General features: G+C 45.6%; 18 protein-coding genes and 1 riboswitch. Of the genes, 9 read left to right on the top strand and 9 right to left on the bottom strand.

Annotation, left to right across the window (positions count from 1 at the left end; genetic code table 11):
• The first annotated feature begins 6 nt into the window (after positions 1-6).
• Positions 7-2,424 (top strand): DNA topoisomerase (ATP-hydrolyzing) subunit B, encoded by a 2,418-nt coding sequence (gene gyrB, locus AB4623_RS08435; RefSeq protein ID WP_017058811.1) that lies wholly within the window; start codon positions 7-9, stop codon positions 2,422-2,424.
• Positions 2,425-2,663: 239 nt separating this feature from the next.
• Here gyrB and AB4623_RS08430 read toward each other — a convergent pair whose 3' ends face one another.
• Positions 2,664-2,786, bottom strand: coding sequence for a hypothetical protein (locus tag AB4623_RS08430; RefSeq protein ID WP_267869012.1), 123 nt, complete (start codon positions 2,784-2,786; stop codon positions 2,664-2,666).
• Positions 2,787-2,928: 142 nt separating this feature from the next.
• Between AB4623_RS08430 and AB4623_RS08425 the strand changes: the two genes are divergently transcribed.
• A complete protein-coding gene (locus tag AB4623_RS08425; protein WP_009848140.1) occupies positions 2,929-3,363 on the top strand; it encodes an Hsp20 family protein in 435 nt (144 codons plus the stop codon).
• 106 nt (positions 3,364-3,469) lie between these two features.
• On the opposite strand, the gene AB4623_RS08420 is transcribed toward AB4623_RS08425, so the two are convergent.
• The 4 genes from AB4623_RS08420 to glyQ all read right to left on the bottom strand — a co-directional run bounded on the left by AB4623_RS08420 (position 3,470) and on the right by glyQ (position 10,251).
• Positions 3,470-4,720: a valine--pyruvate transaminase gene (locus AB4623_RS08420; RefSeq protein WP_372146159.1), complete on the bottom strand. Its 1,251-nt coding sequence runs from the start codon at positions 4,718-4,720 to the stop codon at positions 3,470-3,472.
• A gap of 254 nt (positions 4,721-4,974) precedes the next feature.
• On the bottom strand, positions 4,975-7,062 hold the full coding sequence (locus tag AB4623_RS08415; protein ID WP_372146157.1) for an alpha-amylase: 2,088 nt from the start codon (positions 7,060-7,062) through the stop codon (positions 4,975-4,977).
• A 202-nt stretch (positions 7,063-7,264) separates the two neighbouring features.
• Positions 7,265-9,331 (bottom strand): glycine--tRNA ligase subunit beta, encoded by a 2,067-nt coding sequence (gene glyS, locus AB4623_RS08410; RefSeq protein WP_017058814.1) that lies wholly within the window; start codon positions 9,329-9,331, stop codon positions 7,265-7,267.
• 2 nt (positions 9,332-9,333) lie between these two features.
• Entirely contained in the window at positions 9,334-10,251 is a 918-nt protein-coding gene (gene glyQ, locus AB4623_RS08405; RefSeq protein WP_017058815.1) for a glycine--tRNA ligase subunit alpha, read from the bottom strand.
• A 210-nt stretch (positions 10,252-10,461) separates the two neighbouring features.
• Positions 10,462-10,637, top strand: a riboswitch (yybP-ykoY riboswitch).
• 34 nt (positions 10,638-10,671) lie between these two features.
• On the opposite strand from glyQ, the gene AB4623_RS08400 reads away from it, so the two are divergent.
• Positions 10,672-11,226 carry a TMEM165/GDT1 family protein gene (locus tag AB4623_RS08400; protein ID WP_017055491.1) on the top strand — a complete coding sequence of 185 codons (555 nt, stop codon included), beginning with the start codon at positions 10,672-10,674 and terminating at the stop codon, positions 11,224-11,226.
• A gap of 151 nt (positions 11,227-11,377) precedes the next feature.
• Positions 11,378-11,632 carry a hypothetical protein gene (locus tag AB4623_RS08395; protein WP_017058818.1) on the top strand — a complete coding sequence of 85 codons (255 nt, stop codon included), beginning with the start codon at positions 11,378-11,380 and terminating at the stop codon, positions 11,630-11,632.
• Between the two features lie 83 nt (positions 11,633-11,715).
• Here the strand turns inward: AB4623_RS08395 and tusA are convergent, their stop codons facing one another.
• Positions 11,716-11,967: a sulfurtransferase TusA gene (gene tusA, locus AB4623_RS08390; protein ID WP_004736675.1), complete on the bottom strand. Its 252-nt coding sequence runs from the start codon at positions 11,965-11,967 to the stop codon at positions 11,716-11,718.
• Positions 11,968-12,116: 149 nt separating this feature from the next.
• Between tusA and AB4623_RS08385 the strand changes: the two genes are divergently transcribed.
• Positions 12,117-12,302, top strand: a complete 186-nt coding sequence (locus AB4623_RS08385) for a hypothetical protein (RefSeq protein ID WP_372146155.1) — start codon at positions 12,117-12,119, stop codon at positions 12,300-12,302.
• Positions 12,303-12,458: 156 nt separating this feature from the next.
• Entirely contained in the window at positions 12,459-13,400 is a 942-nt protein-coding gene (locus tag AB4623_RS08380) for a LysR family transcriptional regulator (protein ID WP_017058819.1), read from the top strand.
• A 135-nt stretch (positions 13,401-13,535) separates the two neighbouring features.
• On the opposite strand, the gene AB4623_RS08375 is transcribed toward AB4623_RS08380, so the two are convergent.
• The 3 genes from AB4623_RS08375 to fadB form a co-directional block, all read right to left on the bottom strand.
• Positions 13,536-14,516, bottom strand: a complete 981-nt coding sequence (locus AB4623_RS08375) for an MDR family oxidoreductase (RefSeq protein WP_017058820.1) — start codon at positions 14,514-14,516, stop codon at positions 13,536-13,538.
• 242 nt (positions 14,517-14,758) lie between these two features.
• Positions 14,759-15,922, bottom strand: a complete 1,164-nt coding sequence (gene fadA / locus AB4623_RS08370) for an acetyl-CoA C-acyltransferase FadA (protein ID WP_372146153.1) — start codon at positions 15,920-15,922, stop codon at positions 14,759-14,761.
• A gap of 26 nt (positions 15,923-15,948) precedes the next feature.
• Entirely contained in the window at positions 15,949-18,120 is a 2,172-nt protein-coding gene (gene fadB, locus AB4623_RS08365) for a fatty acid oxidation complex subunit alpha FadB (RefSeq protein WP_371721159.1), read from the bottom strand.
• 227 nt (positions 18,121-18,347) lie between these two features.
• Between fadB and AB4623_RS08360 the strand changes: the two genes are divergently transcribed.
• The 3 genes from AB4623_RS08360 to hemG are packed head-to-tail and all read left to right on the top strand — an operon-like array spanning position 18,348 to position 21,001.
• Positions 18,348-18,971: a YigZ family protein gene (locus AB4623_RS08360; RefSeq protein ID WP_017058823.1), complete on the top strand. Its 624-nt coding sequence runs from the start codon at positions 18,348-18,350 to the stop codon at positions 18,969-18,971.
• Positions 18,972-19,005: 34 nt separating this feature from the next.
• Positions 19,006-20,463 carry a TrkH family potassium uptake protein gene (locus AB4623_RS08355; RefSeq protein ID WP_008223210.1) on the top strand — a complete coding sequence of 486 codons (1,458 nt, stop codon included), beginning with the start codon at positions 19,006-19,008 and terminating at the stop codon, positions 20,461-20,463.
• Between the two features lie 10 nt (positions 20,464-20,473).
• Positions 20,474-21,001 carry a menaquinone-dependent protoporphyrinogen IX dehydrogenase gene (hemG, locus tag AB4623_RS08350; protein ID WP_017058824.1) on the top strand — a complete coding sequence of 176 codons (528 nt, stop codon included), beginning with the start codon at positions 20,474-20,476 and terminating at the stop codon, positions 20,999-21,001.
• Positions 21,002-21,428: the final 427 nt, after the last annotated feature.

The following is a 21,428-nucleotide window of genomic DNA, read 5'->3' as shown; positions in this document are numbered from 1 at the left end:
GTAACTATGTCAGATAATTACGATTCATCGAGTATTAAAGTACTGAAGGGTCTGGATGCGGTACGTAAGCGTCCTGGAATGTACATTGGCGACACGGATGATGGTACCGGTCTGCACCACATGGTTTTTGAGGTGGTAGATAACTCTATTGATGAAGCGCTAGCTGGTCACTGTAATGACATCATTGTAACTATCCATGAAGATAGTTCTGTGTCTGTGAGCGATGACGGCCGTGGTATTCCAACAGAATTGCACCCAGAAGAAAACGTATCTGCAGCCGAAGTAATCATGACGGTTCTTCACGCTGGTGGTAAGTTCGATGATAACTCGTACAAGGTATCTGGTGGTCTGCACGGTGTTGGTGTTTCAGTAGTTAACGCACTTTCTAAGCAAGTTACTCTTACTATCCACCGCGGTGGCAAAATCCACACTCAAACCTACAGCCACGGTGAGCCTCAAGCGCCACTAGCGGTTATCGGTGACACGGATAAAACAGGTACAGAGATTCGTTTCTGGCCGAGTGAAGAAACCTTCACTAACATCGAGTTCCATTACGACATTTTAGCTAAGCGTCTACGTGAGCTATCATTCTTGAACTCAGGTGTATCAATTAAGCTAATTGACGAGCGCGAAGAAGACAAAATGGATCACTTCGAATACGAAGGCGGTATCCAAGCGTTTGTTGAACACCTTAATACTAACAAAACGCCAATCATCCAAAAAATCTTCCACTTTAACTCTGAGCGCGAAGACGGTATTACCGTTGAAGTTGCGATGCAGTGGAATGACGGCTACCAAGAAAACATCTACTGTTTCACCAACAACATCCCTCAACGCGATGGTGGTGCTCACTTAGCAGGTTTCCGTGCGGCGCTAACGCGTACTCTGAACAGCTTCATGGACAAGGAAGGCTTCTCTAAGAAAGCGAAGACTGCGACCTCTGGTGATGATGCTCGTGAAGGTCTGACGGCGATTGTTTCTGTTAAAGTGCCTGATCCTAAGTTCTCAAGCCAAACTAAAGATAAGCTGGTTTCTTCAGAAGTGAAGTCTGCCGTTGAATCTACAATGGGTGAGAAGTTGTCTGAGTTCCTTATTGAGAACCCAGGTGAAGCGAAAACAGTTTGTTCTAAAATTATTGATGCAGCACGTGCTCGTGATGCAGCGCGTAAAGCTCGTGAAATGACTCGTCGTAAAGGCGCATTAGATTTAGCGGGTCTTCCTGGTAAGCTTGCTGACTGTCAGGAAAAAGATCCTGCACTGTCTGAACTATATATTGTGGAAGGAGACTCTGCTGGCGGTTCAGCTAAGCAGGGGCGTAACCGTAAGAACCAAGCAATCCTACCGCTGAAAGGTAAAATCCTTAACGTAGAGAAAGCACGTTTCGATAAAATGCTGTCTTCTCAAGAAGTAGCAACGCTAATCACCGCTCTTGGTTGTGGTATTGGTCGTGACGAATACAACCCAGATAAACTGCGTTACCACAACATCATCATCATGACCGATGCCGATGTCGATGGTTCTCACATCCGTACCCTGCTACTGACGTTCTTCTACCGTCAAATGCCAGAGCTGATTGAACGTGGCTACATCTACATTGCTCAACCGCCACTTTACAAAGTGAAGAAAGGTAAGCAAGAGCAGTACATTAAAGATGAAGATGCGATGAACCAGTATCAAGTATCTTTGGCTTTAGACAACGCAGAACTGCACGTAAACCCTGAAGCGCCAGCATTTGCAGGTGAAGGTTTAGAGAAGCTTGTTCAGCAATACAATGCAGGCATCAAGCTTGTTGATCGTATGAGCCGCCGTTACCCACGCGCATTGGTTCACGAACTGATTTACGTTCCTCGTCTAACGGCCGAGCAGTGTCATGATGACGCGGCAGTTGAAGCTTGGGGTAAGCAGCTTGTTGAACAGCTAAACGCGAAAGAAGTAGGTGCAAGCCAATACAGCCTTGAAGTTGAAAAACACGAAGAGCTAGGCTTAAGCGTTCCTAAGATTGTGGTTCGTACTCATGGTGTGACTCATGAACACCTACTAAGTATCGATCTTATTAACTCTAAAGAGTTTGGTAAGCTAGCGGATCTTTCTGAAGCTCTTGATGGCTTGATTGAAGAAGGCGCTTACATTAAGCGTGGTGAGCGTACTCAAGAAGTTTCTAGCTTCGTTGATGCTCTGAACTGGTTAGTGAAAGAGTCTCGTCGTGGTCTAAGCCTACAGCGATACAAAGGTCTAGGTGAGATGAACCCTGATCAACTTTGGGAAACCACGATGGATCCTGAAACTCGCCGTATGATGCAAGTAACAATTGAAGACGCTGTTGGTGCTGATTTGTTGTTTACGACGCTAATGGGTGACCAAGTTGAACCTCGTCGTAACTTCATCGAAGAGAATGCACTGAAAGTAGCAAACCTAGACGTTTAGTCTCTTTGATACTTCGCTCTTTGGCTTAATTTCTGTGTCAGAGGTGCTCACATACATTCGTATGCTCCGCGCCTCTTCCTTGAACTAAAGCCAAATAGCTTCGTCTCAAAAAACTAAAATCATAAAAAAGCACTATCCTTTGGATGGTGCTTTTTTATGTTTGTAAGATATTGAAAAATATTGATTTGCAAAAATAATTGAAAATAACCCCTTGAAACTATTTTGCTCAATCCATATATCTATTTGTGAAGAGGATGACTGTCTTGCTCTACAAGAGAAGAAACAGAACCTTCATTACCGCTAACGAAGTATCGCTCAATAGAGGATAACTTTGGCAGCACACAACTTAAAAATTGATTCATTGCCATGTCCCAGCGTTGTCGCCAATAGAGGTGAAACCCGAGGAATGCGAATTGAATCTCTTAGCTGTTTACTGGGTCACACACAGGTTAGATCCAAGTAAAATTCGCAGCTAAGACTATTGCTTACTAAAAGGATAGCATTATGAGAACTGTAGATTTCACTCCACTTTACCGCAACGCAATCGGCTTCGATCGTCTATTCAACATGATGGAAGCGAATACATCGAAGAACTCTTCTGGCGGTTACCCTCCATACAACATCGAGCAAAAAGACGAGAACAACTACCGTATTACTATGGCAGTCGCTGGTTTTGCTGATGACCAATTAGATCTGACTCAGAAAGAGAACATGCTAATTGTGAAAGGTGAGCGTAAAGCAGAAGCAGAGAAAACCTTCGTATACCAAGGTATCGCAGAGCGCGATTTCGAGCGTAAATTCCAACTGGCTGACTACGTAAAAGTGGTAGGTGCAAGCATGGAAAATGGTCTTCTTCACATCGACCTCGAACGCGAAATCCCAGAAGCGATGCAACCACGTAAGATTGCTATCAATGGTAATAGTCTACTAGAAGGCTAATTACTGTTAGCTCCTTAGAGCTAAAAAATATCGGGAAGTAAAAGTGAAAGAGCACCTAATGAGGTGCTCTTTTTGTATTTGACCTGCGGTAAGCTAAAAGCTCTTATTACTGCTCTGAGTAAGCCTTTTTCACTTCTTCAGCAATGATAGCAATGCCTTTCTGCATCGCCTCATCATCTTGTACGTAGTTCATGCGTAAGCACTGGTGAGCATGATCCCACTCGTCTTCTTGGCCGATAAAGAAGTATTCACCCGGAACAATCAATACGCCGCGAGCTTTAAGGCGGTCGTACAGTTCCATTGTGGTGATCGGCAGCTCATCAAACCATAGCCATAAGAAGATAGCGCCTTCAGGCTTGTGAATACGGAAGCGAGGGTCGTCGATAGCGTCTTGTAACAGTTCAACTGCACGTAGTGACTTATCTTTATAGAAAGGTTTGATTACCTCGCTACTTAAGCGCAGTAAATCGCCTTTTTCAATCATGTGATTGGCAATTGCAGGGCCAACACTGTTTGGCGCTAAGCTAATGATGCCATTCATGTTGGTCAATGCTTGTGTTACTTCTTCACTCGCAATTACGATACCGCAACGCACACCCGGCAAACCAAGCTTAGAAAGGCTCATGCACAGAATCGTATTTTCATTCCAGAGCGGTTCGACATCTTCAAAGATGATGTTAGGAAACGGCAGGCCGTAAGCATTGTCGATCAGCAGTGGGATGTTGTTTTCACGCGCCAGTTTATCCAGTTTACGCACTTCTTCGTCGGTCAGTACGTTACCCGTTGGGTTGGTTGGACGAGATGCACAGATAGCCGCGACTGAGTCATCAACCTTTAGTTGTTCAAAATCAACGTGGTATTTAAACTGACGGTTTTCTAGCAGTTCGATCTCTGGGTGGTAAGAGATAAAAATATCGTCATCAATACCCGCGTCGCCGTAGCCGATGTATTCCGGTGCGATCGGCAGTAGGATTTTCTTATGTGAGCCGTCAGGCTGTTGGCCTGCTAGCAGGTTGAATAGGTAGAAGAAGCCACTTTGACTGCCATTAGTCAGGCTGATGTTCTTCTCGCTGATGTCCCAACCGTAGGTCTCTTTCAGCATTGCCGCTAACGATTTGATGAAGCTGTCTTTACCCTGCGGACCATCGTAGTTGGCGAGGGCGGCGATGAGTTCTCCACTGGCGAGCATGTCGGAACTGGCTTGGTTAAAGTAATCGAGCATGGCAGGGATAGCGGCTGGGTTGCCACCACCGAGCATGATAGCGCCAGGAGTGCGCAGGCCATCATTCAAATCATCCATTAAACGAGTGATTCCAGAGTATCGATTAAACTTTTCGCCAAACTTAGAGAACTGCATTACTAATTTTACCTAATTCATTGTGATTGCTTGTTACGTGTCATTAAGGCAGACCTTATGTCTGCCATCAGTGTATTCCTTGAACATACCGCAATGTTTTTGCGACGCATAGCGCCAAATGCTCTAACACGTAAAAAACTTCTATAAAGTTTGGTTAATGAGTGACAGCTTGCTTATTGAACGTACCTTTAGCGATAAAAAAAGGAGAAGCCTAAGCTTCCCCTTTAGTTTCTGGTGTTTATGTTAATGAAGGTTTAGTTCGAACCGGTATAAACGACTAATACCTTGTCATCTTGGTATTGGCGTTCGAACGCATAGTAGCCCTTGCTGTTACGGATGATGTGCTTACCCTGAGCAACGGCTGGGTGGCGTTGGCGGAATTGGCCAAGCGCTTGCCAGTGTTCTAGCAGCTCTGCACGTTCGCCAGTGATTTGATCCCAAGGCATGTCTGAGCGTGTGCCTTGCATTGGATCAGAACCCGTTGGGCCAAAGTCTCGGGCGATTTCATCGCCGTAATAGATCTGTACCGCACCGGGAGCCAGCATCAACGCGTTTGCAGCTTTGGTTTGTTTTGCAAAGTCACTGCCATGTTGTGTCCAGAATAGCGAGGTGTCGTGAGACGAAAGGTAACTCAGTACGTTGAACTCGCTGTCGTTGTTGATCTTCTCTGCGTATCGAAGGTAATCAGCATCAAGATCGGATAGGCACTTGAGCGCCTTTGGTGCGATATCACTCTGGAATTCAAAGTTGATGATCGAATCAAATCCGTTAGCGAAGTAATCTGATTTGACCACGCTGTGTGCCCATACTTCGCCAGTCATCCAGAAGGGTAAGTCATCCAAGGCCTTGTCTGGGTTGTTCTGTTTCCACTCGGCAAGTGCCTGGTTGGTGCTCTCTTTCAGTTCTGCCCATGCTTCGAGTTCAACGTGTTTAGCGGTATCGACCCTGAAACCATCGACACCATATTCGCGCACCCAATCCGATAACCAAGTGATTAAATGGTTACGAGGTGTTTTGAGTTCATCGGTCGCGCTGGTGGACTTATTGCGATAGAAATTAGGCAGCCCGATTGTCTCTGTCGACTCTGTTTTGAAATCGGGCAGATGCGCCAAAGACATGGTGAGGTTATTGTAGCCCGGAGAGTCATAGGCGCCGATATCGCTGCGTAGCCAAGCTTTGCCCCACCACTTTTCCCACGCTTCTTTGTCGCTGTAAGAGATGTAGTTGTTGAAGTAGTGCCAGTTCTGACCTTTGGCAGGTTGCCAATCTGTCCAGTTTTCGCCAAGTGTTTGTTTGGCTTCTTCGTCAGTTAGGTTGAGCTTACCAAAATCAAACTCTTGCATGTCGGCAAGCGTCGCATAGCCGGTGTGGTTCATTACCACATCCCAAACAACACGAATGCCTTTGCTATGCGCGGTATCGATGAAGGTTTTTAGCTCGTCTTCGGTGCCCATGTTGTCATCGAGCTTGGTCCAATCTTGATGGTAGTAGCCGTGGTAGCCGTAGTGTTTGAAGTCACCTCGATCACCGCCGCCAACCCAGCCGTGGATTTGCTCTAACGGAGACGTTATCCAGATAGCATTAGCACCGAGTGATTCTATGTAATCGAGTTTTTCGGTTAAGCCTGCCAAGTCACCACCGTGGAAGGTGCCGATTTCGTCTTGTCCATCTTGGCTGCGACCGTAACTGTTGTCGTTATCAGGATTACCATTGTGGAAACGGTCAGTCATTACGAAGTAAACCGTGGCGTTATCCCAACCAAAGTCAGCTTTGGTTTCTGGTTCTACTTTCTCAAGCAGCAGAACACCTTGGCTATTTTCTGCTGGCTGCATGGTGACGCTGCCATTCGTTACTGTGACTTGTTTGCCTGAAAGAGCGTCTCTAACCACGGTGCCATCATCAAAGGTTTGAGCAACGTCGATGATGGTTGGTTCGTCACTAGGAACCGGACAAGCAAAGCTTTGTACTTGTTGTTGCTTCGGCTTTATCTGAACGGTCAGTTCATTGGTTTGTGGGTTGAGCATAAACTGATAGGTGTTAGCGCGAAAGATCTTGATATCTAATTCAGACTTCTCGGCGCAGTCGTCTAGGCGAAGGGGTTTATTGAATTTGATGCGGTTTTCTTCAGCCAGCGCATAGTTGGTGCCACAGGTATTTTGAGTATCGCTGATAGAGAAGGTATAGCTACCTTTCGCGAGTTCCTGTTCTGCAATCACGGTGCCTTTACCGGATGATTCGAATACGACAGTGTCGTTATCAATTGTCAGTAATAGGTTGTTGTCACTGGTTTGGCTGCATGCGCTGAGTGCGAGTATTGAAAGCGCGAGTACTGTTTTTTTCATTGTTCCCTTCCCCTGAATAAACAGGTCAGTTATAGCAAACAATGCCCTCTACAGTCTGAGTGCTGTTTCATTCAGTTAATCAATAAGACCTCTACAAACAAATGCTTGGTTCACAAAAACAAAAAGGGAAGCTTTCGCTTCCCTTTGGGTGTTTACCGTTAATTACTCAGAGTATGACTTAGAGTAATTGTCTCACTTGTGCTTATTTTTGCAGTAGAGAGATGTCAGCAATCTGTAGGAACAGGTTACGTAGGTTGTTCAGTAGCGTTAGACGGTTCTTCTTAAGCGCTTCGTCATCAGCCATAACCATTACGTTATCGAAGAATGCATCAACTGGTTCACGTAGATCAGCAAGCTTGCTTAGGGCTTCTTGGTAGTTACCTGTTGCGAATGCTGGTTCTAGTGCTTCCGTCATTACTTCAACGTTTTCAGCCAGTGCTTTCTCTGCGTCTTCTTGAAGAAGCGTTAGGTCGATTTCAGCTGGTAGCTCGCCATCGAATTTCGCAAGGATATTACCTACACGCTTGTTCGCTGCTGCTAGTGCTTCTGCTGCTTCCAGTTCACGGAAGTGAGAAACCGCTTTAACACGTTGGTCAAAGTCAGCAGGCTTAGTTGGACGACGTGCTAGTACCGCTTGGATGATATCAACGCTGAAACCAGCATCTTGGTACCATGCGCGGAAACGACCTAGCATGAAGTCGATAACGTCAGCTTCTACGTTTTTGTTAGTCAGCTTGTCGCCTAGTAGCTCTTTCGCTTTGCCGATCAGATCGGTTAGGTCTAGGTTGTAGCCGTTTTCAACGATGATACGTAGCACACCTAGAGACGCACGACGAAGTGCAAATGGGTCAGAACCTTTTGGTGCTTGGCCAATACCGAAGATACCTACGATAGTGTCTAGCTTGTCTGCCATTGCTACTGCTGAAGAGATACCAGTGCTTGGTAGATCGTCACCCGCGAAACGAGGCATGTATTGCTCGTAAAGTGCCAGTGCAACTTGCTCGTCTTCACCGTCGTGAGTCGCGTAGTGCATGCCCATCACACCTTGAGTATCCGTAAATTCGAATACCATAGAGGTCATTAGGTCACACTTAGCCAGTAGGCCAGCACGCTTAGACTTTTCAACGTCAGCATCGATTTGCTCAGCAATGTAGCCTGCAAGCTCTGTGATGCGGTCTGTTTTGTCTTTGATAGTACCCAATTGCTTCTGGAAGATAGCCTGGTCTAGTTCAGCAAGACGGTCGATAAGCGGGCGCTTACGGTCTGTGTTGAAGAAGAATTCAGCATCAGCAAGACGTGGGCGTACCACTTTCTCGTTACCTTCGATAACGTGACGAGGCTCTTTAGACTCGATGTTCGATACGAAGATGAAGTTCGGTAGTAGCTTCTTGTTGTCATCGTAAACAGGGAAGTACTTTTGGTCACCCTTCATGGTGTAAACCAAAGCTTCAGAAGGGACTTTTAGGAATTCTTCTTCAAACTTCGCTGTCAGTACTACTGGCCATTCAACCAGAGACGTTACTTCTTCAACAAGGTCATCTTCTAGGTCAGCTGTACCGCCAACCGCAGCTGCCGCTTTTTGCGAATCAGCAAGGATGATCGCTTTACGCGCTTCGTAATCTGCCATTACTTTACCGCGCTCTTCTAGGATCGCAGGGTATTGGTCAGCAGAGTCGATTGTGAACTCTTGTTCGCCCATGAAACGGTGGCCACGGATAGTACGAGCAGATGCTACGCCTAGGATTTCGCCTTCAACAAGCTCATCACCTAGTAGCACTGTCAGTGTTTTTACTGGACGGATAAATTGAATGTCTGAGTTACCCCAGCGCATTGCTTTAGGAATTGGTAGGCCAGCCAGTGCTTTCGCAGCAATGTCCATCACCAATTCTTGAACTGGTTTGCCAGCTACTTCTTGTTTGAAAAGAAGCCACTCGCCTTTGTCTGTTTTCAGACGGTCAGCTTGCTCAACAGTAATACCGTTACCACGAGCCCAACCTTGTGCCGCTTTGGTCGCGTTGCCTTCAGCATCGAATGCCACAGAAACAGCAGGGCCACGTTTCTCAACCACTTTGTCTGCTTGGCCTTCAGCCAGTGCAGTTACTTTAAGTGCTAGACGACGAGGTGCTGCGTACCACTTGATGCCTTCGTGAGAAAGCTCAGCCGTTTTAAGACCTGCTTCAAAGTTAGAAGCAAACGCTTCTGCTAGAGAACGAAGTGCTGTTGGTGGAAGCTCTTCCGTACCCAGTTCAATTAGAAAATTCTTCGCCATGATTATTTACCTTCCTTCTTACACATTGGGAAGCCAAGCGCTTCACGTGACGCGTAGTACGCTTCAGCAACTGATTTAGTCAGGTTGCGGATACGAAGGATGTAACGTTGACGCTCTGTTACAGAGATAGCTTTGCGCGCATCAAGGATGTTGAATGCGTGACCTGCTTTTAGAATGCGCTCGTAAGCTGGAAGCGGCAGTGGCTTCTCAAGCTCAAGTAGCTCTTTACACTCTTTCTCGCACTGGTCGAAGAAAGTGAATAGGAAATCTACGTCTGCGTGCTCGAAGTTGTACGTCGATTGCTCAACTTCGTTTTGGTGGAAGATGTCACCGTAAGTCACGTTAGAACCGTCTGGTGCTACGTTCCATACTAGGTCGTAAACAGAATCTACTTCCTGGATGTACATTGCTAGACGCTCGATACCGTAAGTGATCTCGCCAGTTACTGGCTTACACTCAAGGCCGCCAACCTGTTGGAAGTAAGTAAACTGAGTTACTTCCATGCCGTTTAGCCATACTTCCCAACCAAGGCCCCATGCGCCTAGTGTTGGGTTTTCCCAGTTATCTTCAACGAAGCGAATGTCGTGAACAAGTGGGTCAACACCAAGAACCTCTAGGGAGCCTAGGTACAACTCTTGGATATTGTCTGGCGATGGTTTTAGCGCTACTTGGAATTGGTAGTAGTGCTGCAGACGGTTAGGGTTTTCACCGTAACGGCCATCGGTCGGACGACGAGAAGGTTGAACGTAAGCTGTAGACATTGGCTCTGGGCCAAGTGCTCGTAGACATGTCATTGGGTGAGAGGTGCCTGCACCTACTTCCATATCTAGAGGTTGAACAATGGTACAACCGTTTTGAGCCCAGTAATCCTGCAGCGCGAGGATCATTCCCTGGAAGGTTTTGATATCGTATTTTTGCATAGTCAGGTTCGCGCGATTCTTTTAAATGAATGAGAAAAATAACCTCTGAGTATACCGAGATATTCGTAAAGCGAGTAGGGGTAATCTTGTTTAATTAGTGGTCTAAAATGTCGTTTAGTGGATTTTTTTGCCTTTAATGTTTGTTTTTCGGCACAAGTGGATATTTTGATAAGTTTGACACTTGTGTTTGAAAGCGTGGGTGATTAAAATCTCGCGGTCTTTGGGGAGTAGCTTACTTATTCATATCCTATTGAATGAGTTCGTTCGTCAACATAATTGATGCAAAATCATCATGGCGTTCGAGGCAACCACCACCTTGGTGGCGCTTAGCAAGACCTTAGACAAGCATCGTGAACCGGGATGGGGCGCGAGGTTTGTCTTTGGTTAAATATAATAATCTCCATCCCAAATGAGCATGTCGTGAGCGTTTTAGCAATTTCAATTACAACTGTCGCCTTAGCCGAGATCGGTGATAAGACCCAGTTGCTATCCCTTTTATTAGCCAGTCGATATCGAAAACCGATACCTATCATTGCGGCTATCTTCTTTGCCACCATTGCCAATCATGCCCTTGCTGCATGGCTCGGGGTTGTGGTCGCCGACTATCTTTCACCTGAAGTATTAAAGTGGGTGCTGGTGGTTAGTTTCATCGCTATGGCGGGCTGGATTCTGATTCCGGATAAGTTGGATGACGATGAGCAGATATCAAACCGAGGCCCGTTTGTCGCCAGTTTCATCGCCTTCTTCATTGCTGAGATCGGTGATAAAACCCAAATTGCGACCTCTATTCTAGGGGCTCAATATTCTGATGCATTAACGTGGGTGATTCTGGGTACTACGATCGGTATGCTGCTGGCGAATGTGCCTGTGGTGATCATCGGTAAGCTCTCTGCGGATAAGATGCCGCTTGATCTGATTCGTAAGATCACAGCCTTGCTATTCGTGGGTTTAGCTATCGCTGCTGCTTTCTATTAACAGGTGGTATTGAGTCTTATTATACTCAATCAGTAGAGTAATGTGTTGTAGGTCATACTCTTACAGTATTGTGGGGTTTATCGAGCGAATGGACATATAACTGTCATACTTGTCATGATATTTTAATCTTGTGAGTTAAGAACACGAGGGCATGATTATGTTGACGCGTTATATGGGTATTACTCCACAAAGCCAAAGTTATCTATTTACTTTTGGTCTTGCACTTACACTGTTAGGCATGGTGTTGACGGACATGTGGCTGCCAATGGTCGCGGGTGCCATCATCATGACTGCACTTGCGGTAGAGGCTTGGATTCGGGTCGCGCATATTATTCCGATGCGCAAAGATATCCGAGAAATTCAGCATCAGCTGGAGCATCTGCAAAACAAATCTAGAAGCGAATAAACAAAAAGCCGCTCGTACTCTGAGTTCTGTTTAAGAACATAAGGTACGAGCGGCTTTTTTGATACTTGATAGTCGGTGGGGCGTTACGCCTCCAATCCCTTTCTGATCAAATACTGGTAAGGCAACGTTTCTGTTGCTTGGCCTACCAACTGGTGATCCATGAATCGACAAAAGCTCGGAATATCTCGAGTTGTCGAAGGATCGTCAGCTTTTACCAGTAACACATCGCCATCCTGCATGTTTCTAATTGTCTTCCTGACCATCATTACTGGTTCCGGGCAACGCAGGCCTTCAGCTTCTAAAGTATGGGTTGCCAGTTCAGGTTTGAATGTCATGGTTTGTATCTCTATATCTATCTAACGAGTGAATAATACGTCTGCAGAAAAAATATGCAATAAGTGCTTGGCAAACAGAATCATTTCCTATAACTTAGTTAACAAGTTGATAACAACTTGAAGCAAAGGCAACTAGCTAAGGAGTGGCGATGTTGACAGGATTAGATAGATTAACAATTTATTCGGTTCTCTGTTTTATTTCTTTTTGTGCGTTAGTACTACGCTCATCGACAGAGACCTCACTGTTGCCTATTTTTGGCATAGTAGCAACGATTATTGGTATTTGGGTAGAGATGCGCCGTTGGCAAGGCATAGCCGAAGAGCAAGAGCACTAACCCGAATACAGCAAGCGAATTCCGATACGACAACATTCCGACACTATCCCCCAATTTTCTTGGGCTTCCCCGCGTAATTGCGGGATTTTTTTTATCTAAAGCATGCTATAAACAACTTAGTGACTAATGGCAATCGTATACAGCTAGGTAAGTGGCGTGGAATTAGAAGACATCTATCGTAGAGACCTTAATTTATTGGTCGCTTTAAAGGTATTGATTGAAGAGGGCAGCGTAAGCCAGGCCGCGCTTCGTCTTAACTTAAGCCAATCCGCAACCAGTCGAGTATTAGGGCGTTTAAGAGAATTACTAAACGATCCGTTGTTTACACGTCAAGGTCAGCACCTTATTCCTACCAAGAAAGCACTCGAGATCAGTCAGCGTATTGATCAGCCTTTGGAGTCTTTTCGCCAATTGCTGAGTCCGAGTGACTTTGACCCTTACTATTGCAGCGAACGTTTTCTGATCGCTACCACCGATTATGCGATGCAAACCATCTTGCCTTATGCGTTGCCTAAGATTTATGAACAAGCACCCAATATCTCTTTGGAGTTTGCTCCGTTGCAGCATGAGCATTTGTTTAAACAGCTCAGCACCGAACGCGTTGATATGGCGATCTGTCGTCCGAGTGGCAGCATTGCACCACTTCATCAAGAAGTCTTGGGGCCGGTTGGTGTGTCGTGTCTGTTATCTAAAAACCATCCATTAGCCGATCAACCTTTAAGCCTTGCAGACTATGTTTCACTCCCACATGCGATGATTGCGATCAGTGATGGTGTTAAGGCTTTATTAGACAACGCGTTAGCCAATCAACAGCCTCGTAAAATGGTGTTGCGTGCTTATCACCTTGAAGCTGCATTGGCGATTGTCGATAGAATGCCGTTGGTGATTACTGTGCCTGCTGATTTGGCTTATTTGGTAGCAGAGCGTTATGACTTGGTTGTTAAGCCATTACCATTTGAATTTATGCCGTTTGATTACTCACTGATCTGGCACTCGCGTTGCGATTCTTCTGCTTCACAACAATGGTTAAGAAGAGTGGTAAAAGAAGAGTGTGGTGAGTTGATTCAAAAACGGATTGCGGATGTCGGTTTGGGTTAACCGGATCTGAGTCTGAGTTCACTTGACCCGAATGACAAAAACGCAAAAGGGCTGATAAAAATCAGCCCTTTGTTGTTTTGGGTTATCCAAGCCTAAAGCTGTTGCTTAAGGTTTGATAACTTTATGTTTGAGAGCCTATAGTTTAATGACTACGCGACCAGTGATTTGACCGTTAGTGATGTCTTCTGCTGCTTGAATTGCACCGTCTAAAGACACTTCTTTGGTTGCTTGAGCGTAGAAAGATTCTGGTAGTAGCTCAGCCAGTTGTTCCCACGCTTTAATACGTTTTTCACGAGGGCACATTACAGAATCAACACCTTGTAGGCGAACGTTACGCAGAATGAATGGCATTACCGTGGTTGGTAAGTCAAAACCGCCAGCTAGACCACACATCGCAACCGCACCGTTGTAATCAATTTGCGCCAATACTTTCGCAAGCACTTTGCTGCCTACCGTATCGATAGCGCCAGCCCACAGTTGTTTTTCTAGTGGCTTAGCTGGTTCTTCTAGTTCAGCACGCTCTACAATACGTGTCGCGCCTAGTGATTTAAGTAGTTCACCGTTTACAGAAGCACGGCCAGTCACTGCTGCCACTTTGTAGCCCAGTTGGTTTAGTAGAGTGATAGATACGCTACCTACACCGCCACTTGCGCCGGTAACTAGGATTTCACCGTCTTCAGGCTTGATGCCAGCATCGACAATAGCTTGAACACAAAGCATTGCTGTGAAGCCTGCTGTACCAATCGCCATTACTTTCTTAGCGTCTAGACCTTTAGGCATCGGCACTAACCAGTCACCGTTTAGGCTTGCTTTCTCAGCCATGCCGCCCCAGTGACCTTCACCAACACCCCAACCAGTTAGAACCACTTCGTCGCCTGCTTTGTAGCGAGGGTCATCAGATTGTGAAACCACACCAGAAAGGTCGATACCAGGAACCATAGGGAAGTTGCGAACAATGCGCCCTTTACCTGTAATCGCCAAACCATCTTTGTAGTTCAAAGAAGAGTAGCTAACATCAATCTTCACGTTACCTTCTGGTAATTGAGATTCTTCAATTTGAGAAACTGACGCGATAGTTTTTTTGTCTTCTTGGTTTAGTACAAGTGCTTTAAACATGATCTGCTCCGTGGAGGAATATTAGGAAACTGAAGTAACTTTAGTTGAATCATCCGAGAAAAAATAATGAAACATCAACATTGAATATATGCGTTTTGTGCATAGATGTCAGGGTTGGTTTTTCTCTCGTTGAGTTCGCTGAACACAATCGATGCATTGTTGGATGCCAAGCAATAAAAAGTGCAGCTATATAAATATAGCTGCACAAAAGATTACCCTTCAAATATTACAGTCAGTAAACGCTATGGGCGTTCAAATACCGTTGCAATACCTTGGCCTAAACCAATACACATAGTCGCCAAGCCGTATTTCACGTCTTGTGCTTCCATCAGGTTGATTAGCGTCGTCGAGATACGAGAACCAGAACAGCCTAGTGGGTGACCCAGAGCAATCGCACCGCCGTTAAGGTTTACTTTCTCGTCAACAACATCCAGTAGACCTAAGTCTTTAGCACAAGGTAGAGATTGAGCAGCAAACGCTTCGTTTAACTCAATCACACCCATGTCTTCAATGGTTAGTCCTGCACGTTTAAGTGCTTTTTGGGTTGCTGGTACTGGGCCGTAACCCATGATTGAAGGATCGCAGCCAGCGATAGCCATAGACTTCACGCGAGCGCGAATCTTAAGGCCAAGTGCGTTAGCTTTCTCTTCGCTCATGATAAGCATTGCAGAAGCACCATCAGACAGAGCTGATGAAGTACCTGCTGTTACTGTGCCGTTTGCTGGGTCAAATACCGGACGCAGCTGGGATAAGCCTTCAACTGTTGTCTCTGGGCGAATGACTTCGTCGTAATCCAGAGTGAACAGAGAACCGTCTGCAGCGTGAGCTTCGGTTGGCAGGATTTCATTTTTGAAACGACCTTCAACCGTAGCTGCTTGAGCGCGAGCATGTGAGCGTGCTGCGAATGCATCTTGGTCTTCACGGCTAATACCGTGCATTTTGCCTAACATCTCAGCGGTTAGCCCCATCATGCCGGCCGCTTTTGCTACGTGTTTTGACATGCCTGGGTGAAAATCAACACCATGGTTCATTGGTACGTGGCCCATGTGCTCCACACCACCAATCAGGCAGATTTCAGCATCACCAACCATGATAGAGCGAGTTGCATCATGCAAAGCTTGCATAGATGAACCACATAAACGGTTGATTGTTACAGCACCAATCTCAATCGGTAGACCAGCAAGCAAGGCAGCGTTACGTGCAACGTTGAAGCCTTGCTCTAGTGTTTGTTGTACACAACCCCAGTAAATATCTTCAATTTCGACAGGGTTTACTTCTGGGTTGCGCTCTAAAATGCCTTTCATCAAATGTGCAGACAGATCTTCAGCACGAGTGTGACGGAAAGCTCCACCTTTGGAACGTCCCATTGGGGTGCGAAGGCAATCAACAACAACTACATTTTTCATTTTGCTATTCCTTTTCCAAATGTGGGTTACAGAGAACTGGCTTGTTGGCTGTCGTAAAAGCTTTCGCCCTTCGCTGCCATATCAAGCAATAGCTGAGGAACTTGGTACATTGCACCTAAGTCTTGGTAGCCTTTCGCCATTTCAACGAAGTTACCAATGCCCACACTGTCTAAGTAGCGGAATACGCCGCCTCTAAATGGAGGGAAGCCTAAACCGTAAACCAGTGCCATATCCGCTTCTTGCGGTGTCGCGATAATGCCTTCTTCTAGACAAAGCACCACTTCGTTGATCATTGGAATCATCACGCGCTGGATAATTGTTTGGTCATCAAAATCTTGTGGTGCTTGACATACGTCAGCCAAGATAGGAAGAATGTCTTCAGAGAAGGTCTTCTTCGGACGACCACGCTTGTCTACGCTGTATGTGTAGAAACCGCTACCGTTTTTCTGACCGTATTTTTCAGCAACGTAAAGTGCATCAATCGCATCACGACCTTCTTTGCCCATACGCTCTGGGAAACCTTGCGCCATCACAGCTTGTGCGTGGTGTGCAGTGTCTAGGCCTACAACGTCTAGTAAGTAAGCCGGGCCCATTGGCCAACCGAACTTACGCTCCATCACTTTATCGATCTTAGTGAAATCAGCACCGTCGCGTAGCAACATGCTGAAACCGCCAAAGTAAGGGAAAAGTACACGGTTAACGAAGAAGCCTGGGCAGTCGTTAACAACGATTGGGGATTTACCCATCTTCGCTGCGTAAGCCACCACGCGATTGATGGTCTCTTCTGAGGTTTGTTCACCACGGATGATCTCAACCAAAGGCATGCGATGCACAGGGTTAAAGAAGTGCATGCCACAGAAGTTTTCTGGGCGCTTCAGTGATTTCGCTAGCAGGTTGATCGGAATTGTAGAGGTGTTTGATGTTAGAACCGTGTCTTCACCAACCAAACCTTCCACTTCGCTCAGTACTGCTGCTTTTACTTTCGGGTTTTCTACTACTGCTTCAACAATCACATCCGACTGTTCTACACCCGCGTAATGCAGACTTGGAGTAATAGAAGACAGAATACCTGCCATCTTGAATCCATCTAAGCGACCGCGTGATAAGCGTTTATTCAACAGCTTAGATGCTTCGTTCATACCTAGATCAAGCGATGCTTGTGCGATGTCTTTCATCATCACTGGCACGCCTTTTAGAGCTGATTGGTAAGCAATACCGCCGCCCATGATACCTGCACCAAGTACGGCTGCACGCTCAGTTGCTTTGTTTGCTGACTTACCCGCTTGTTTCGCTAAGCCTTTGATGTACTGGTCATTCAGGAATAAGCCAACTAATGCTTTTGCTTCTTCCGATTTCGCTAGCTTAACGAAGTGCTTACGTTCGATGTCGAGTGCTGCATCGCGATTGCTGCGTGCTGCTTCTTCAATCGCAATCACAGAAGTAATCGGAGCTGGGTAGTGAGGCCCTGCTTTTTGAGCAACTAAGCCCTTCGCCATGGTAAAGCTCATCATCGCTTCGAGTTTGCTTAGTGAAAGCGCTGATGTCTTTTGTTTACGGCGTAGCTGCCAGTCTAATTTTTCATTAGCAGCCAGAGAAATGGTATTGATTGCCGATTCTAGTAACTGGTCTGTTTCAACAATCGCATCTAACAAGCCAACTTTAAGCGCTTCATCTGCACGGCATGCTTTGCCTTGCGTGATAATTTCCATTGCGCTGTCAGCACCGATAACACGAGGTAGGCGTACACAACCACCAAAACCAGGCATGATGCCAAGTTTGGTTTCAGGTAGGCCAATGCTGGTGGTCTTGTCACCGATACGGAAATCGGTAGCGAGTACACATTCACAGCCGCCGCCAAGGGCATGGCCACGCATCATTGAAAGAGTTGGGACAGGAAGGTCTTCGAGCTTGCTGAAGATTGAATTAGCGAATCTTAACCATTCATCAAGTTCTGCTTCTGGCTTAGCAAATAGGCCAAGAAATTCAGTGATGTCTGCGCCTACAATGAACGCGTCTTTGTTTGAAGTTAAGATTAAACCACGTAATCCTGCGTGAGCATTAAGAGCATCTAACGCTTTATCTAGTGATTCTAAAGTAGCAAGGTCGAGTTTGTTTACAGAGGCTGGTGCACAGAAGCTTAATTCCGCAATACCATCTTGTAATTCCTTTACCTGTAGGGTGTTAGCTTGGTAAATCATTGTCTATCTCCATGACATACAATCCACGATTGTTTGAGAGAATCTTGTTATCTTTCTATTATTGTAGAATACCTGGTAAGACCAGTTATCTTAGTCTGTACCTCTGCTTGATTAATTTCAATACATTTTTTAAACAATTGTTTAACATTGTGCGATGGCACAGATCCTCTAACCCTTATTATTCACGCGTGATACACTTCGTCGCTCTTATTAACTAAGTTAACGATATGAATGAACAGCCTTATTTAATACCTTCTGCGTCGGCTCTGTTTGAAGAAGAGATAAAAAAGAGCGTCTTTATTACGCATCTTGCTCATACTCCAAGTGTTGAAGCTGCAAAACAGTTCGTAGAACAGGTGAAAAAAGAGCATTCTTCAGCACGACATAACTGTTGGGGTTTTGTTGCTGGTCGACCTGAAGACTCAATGCTTTGGGGTTTCAGTGATGATGGTGAACCCTCGGGTACAGCGGGTAAGCCTATCTTGGCGCAACTATCGGGCTCTGGTGTCGGTGAATTAACGGCTGTTGTGACGCGCTACTCTGGCGGAATTAAGCTTGGAACCGGCGGTTTGGTTAAGGCTTACGGCGGTGGCGTACAACAAGCTCTCAAGCTGCTTCAAACTATCGAGAAAAAAATAACCACAAAATTACGGCTAGAGTTAGACTATGGCTTTGTGCCGATCGCACAATCCATCATGGCTCAGCATCAGGCTGTTGAGGTCCAAGCGGATTATGGTGTTCAAGTTGAGCTTATTATTGAAATAGAGCTCCTTCAGGTAGATTCGTTTACCCAAACCATGATCAATAAAAGCGGTGCTAAGGCACTGGTAACGAAAGTCAAAGACAACTAGGAAGTGTGAAGCATTTCGCTTCGTTCAATAGCTCATGCAATTTCGCTCAATTATTCGAATCGTCGGATTATTATTAGCACTTTTTAGTGTATCAATGCTTGCTCCTGCGCTCGTCGCACTGATCTATCGAGATGGTGCGGGTGTGCCATTTGTGACGACCTTCTTCGTTCTCTTATTCTGTGGAGCAACTTGCTGGTTTCCAAACCGACGTTATAAGCATGAATTGAAAGCGCGTGATGGCTTCTTGATTGTTGTTTTATTCTGGACGGTAATCGGTAGTGCTGGTGCGCTGCCGTTTTTGATCGCCGATAACCCCAATGTGTCGGTAACCGATGCTTTCTTCGAATCCTTCTCTGCATTAACAACCACGGGCGCGACCGTTATTGTCGGCCTCGATGATCTGCCTAAGGCGATTCTGTTTTACCGCCAGTTCCTGCAATGGTTTGGTGGTATGGGTATCATCGTATTGGCGGTAGCCATCCTTCCTGTTCTCGGCATCGGTGGTATGCAGCTATATCGTGCAGAAATCCCGGGCCCTGTAAAAGACAGTAAGATGACTCCGCGTATTGCTGAAACGGCAAAAGCGCTTTGGTACATCTATCTGAGTCTAACGATTGCTTGTGCGGTGGCGTTTTGGCTTGCTGGCATGAGCTTCTTTGATGCTATCAGTCATAGCTTCTCTACTATTGCGATTGGTGGCTTCTCGACTCACGATGCGAGTATGGGCTATTTCAATAGCCCAGCGATCAATATGATTACGGTCGTGTTCCTTCTTATCTCTGCGTGTAACTATTCGCTTCACTTTGCGGCCTTTGCTTCGGGTGGTGTGCATCCTAAGTATTACTGGAAAGATCCTGAGTTCCGCGCCTTTATCTTTATTCAAGCAGTCTTGTTCTTAGTTTGTTTCTTATTACTGCTTAATCACCACTCTTATGACTCGTATTATGATGCTTTTGATCAAGCGTTGTTCCAAACGGTGTCTATTTCAACAACCGCAGGCTTCACCACCACTGGTTTCTCTGAGTGGCCGTTATTCTTACCTGTGCTGCTTCTGTTCTCTTCTTTTATAGGGGGCTGTGCAGGTTCAACGGGTGGCGGTATGAAAGTCATTCGAATATTACTGCTTACCTTGCAAGGTGCTCGTGAAATGAAGCGCCTTGTCCACCCGCGAGCTGTTTATACCATCAAGGTTGGCGGTTCGGCACTACCACAGCGTGTTGTTGATGCGGTTTGGGGCTTCTTCTCTGCATACGCATTGGTTTTTGTGGTTTGTATGTTGGCTCTTATTGCAACTGGTATGGACGAGTTGAGTGCTTTCTCTGCGGTAGCGGCGACATTAAATAACCTTGGCCCGGGCCTTGGTGAAGTCGCGGTGCACTTTGGCGATGTGAACGACAAAGCAAAATGGGTACTTATCGTATCTATGCTGTTTGGCCGATTAGAAATCTTCACCTTATTAATCTTATTGACCCCTACGTTTTGGCGTAGCTAAGGACAACATTGTGGCAAAAGTTCTATTTTTGTATTCAAGCCGTGAAGGGCAGACCAAGAAAATCTTGAACTATATAAAAGAAGAAATGAGTGAGTTCGAATGTGAGCTTCAAGATCTGCACACTATTGGCAAGGTGGACTTTGCTCAGTACGACAGAGTGTTGATTGGCGCATCGATTCGTTATGGCCACCTTAATAAGAAGCTATATCAATTTATTGATGCCAACCTTACTCAGTTGCAATCAAGCAAGGTTGCGTTCTTCTGTGTTAACTTAACGGCGCGTAAAGAAGACCAAGGCAAAGATACACCAGAAGGCAGTGCGTATATTAAGAAGTTCCTTACCAAGTCTCCATGGCAGCCGACTTTAATCGGTGTATTTGCAGGTGCCCTCTATTACCCACGTTATAACTGGTTCGATAGAACCATGATCCGCTTTATTATGAATATGACAGGTGGTGAAACGGATACAACGAAGGAAGTTGAGTACACAAACTGGGAAAAAGTCTCTTTGTTCACTGAAAAACTGAAGAATATGTAAGATAAAAGCCTACTTTTGAGGCGTTTTGAGTTCTTTTTAATCGAACGAATAAAAAAACGAAAAAAACTTAAAAAAGGGCTTGCCAGTGTGATCGAAATCTCTATAATGCCACCTCGCTGACACGGGATGGCTTCTTAGGAAACCAGAACGAATCAGCAAGCCAAATTAGCCAAGCCAAGCGCTTGAAAAAGTTTTGAAAATAGTGGTTGACACTAAAACTTAAATCGCTAAAATGGCCGTCCGATTTGAGCGAAGCTCAAAAAGGAAAAGCTCTTTAACAATTTAAACCTATCAATCTGTGTGGGCACTCGTTGATGAATATCAAAAATTGATTCTTAGGAATCACATTGATTTCAATGAACTGAGTGACCAATCGATAATTTATTATCGGCACAGTCAATTCATTATCATTCTGTTGGAATGGTAA

This window comes from Vibrio sp. 10N.222.52.C12, assembly GCF_041474215.1.
GTDB classification, from domain to species: domain Bacteria; phylum Pseudomonadota; class Gammaproteobacteria; order Enterobacterales; family Vibrionaceae; genus Vibrio; species Vibrio crassostreae_C.
This window is presented reverse-complemented; position numbering and strand designations above follow the sequence as displayed.

Excerpts from the sequence above, each read along its gene's own strand:
- AB4623_RS08430 (WP_267869012.1), bottom strand. The coding sequence starts at position 2,786 with ATGAATCAATTTTTAAGTTGTGTGCTGCCAAAGTTATCCTCTATTGAG.
- AB4623_RS08425 (WP_009848140.1), top strand. The coding sequence starts at position 2,929 with ATGAGAACTGTAGATTTCACTCCACTTTACCGCAACGCAATCGGCTTC.
- glyS (WP_017058814.1), bottom strand. The coding sequence starts at position 9,331 with ATGGCGAAGAATTTTCTAATTGAACTGGGTACGGAAGAGCTTCCACCA.
- tusA (WP_004736675.1), bottom strand. The coding sequence starts at position 11,967 with ATGACATTCAAACCTGAACTGGCAACCCATACTTTAGAAGCTGAAGGC.
- AB4623_RS08385 (WP_372146155.1), top strand. The coding sequence starts at position 12,117 with ATGTTGACAGGATTAGATAGATTAACAATTTATTCGGTTCTCTGTTTT.
- AB4623_RS08420 (WP_372146159.1), bottom strand. The coding sequence starts at position 4,720 with ATGCAGTTCTCTAAGTTTGGCGAAAAGTTTAATCGATACTCTGGAATC.
- AB4623_RS08395 (WP_017058818.1), top strand. The coding sequence starts at position 11,378 with ATGATTATGTTGACGCGTTATATGGGTATTACTCCACAAAGCCAAAGT.
- fadA (WP_372146153.1), bottom strand. The coding sequence starts at position 15,922 with ATGAAAAATGTAGTTGTTGTTGATTGCCTTCGCACCCCAATGGGACGT.
- AB4623_RS08415 (WP_372146157.1), bottom strand. The coding sequence starts at position 7,062 with ATGAAAAAAACAGTACTCGCGCTTTCAATACTCGCACTCAGCGCATGC.
- glyQ (WP_017058815.1), bottom strand. The coding sequence starts at position 10,251 with ATGCAAAAATACGATATCAAAACCTTCCAGGGAATGATCCTCGCGCTG.
- AB4623_RS08355 (WP_008223210.1), top strand. The coding sequence starts at position 19,006 with ATGCAATTTCGCTCAATTATTCGAATCGTCGGATTATTATTAGCACTT.
- gyrB (WP_017058811.1), top strand. The coding sequence starts at position 7 with ATGTCAGATAATTACGATTCATCGAGTATTAAAGTACTGAAGGGTCTG.
- AB4623_RS08360 (WP_017058823.1), top strand. The coding sequence starts at position 18,348 with ATGAATGAACAGCCTTATTTAATACCTTCTGCGTCGGCTCTGTTTGAA.
- fadB (WP_371721159.1), bottom strand. The coding sequence starts at position 18,120 with ATGATTTACCAAGCTAACACCCTACAGGTAAAGGAATTACAAGATGGT.
- AB4623_RS08375 (WP_017058820.1), bottom strand. The coding sequence starts at position 14,516 with ATGTTTAAAGCACTTGTACTAAACCAAGAAGACAAAAAAACTATCGCG.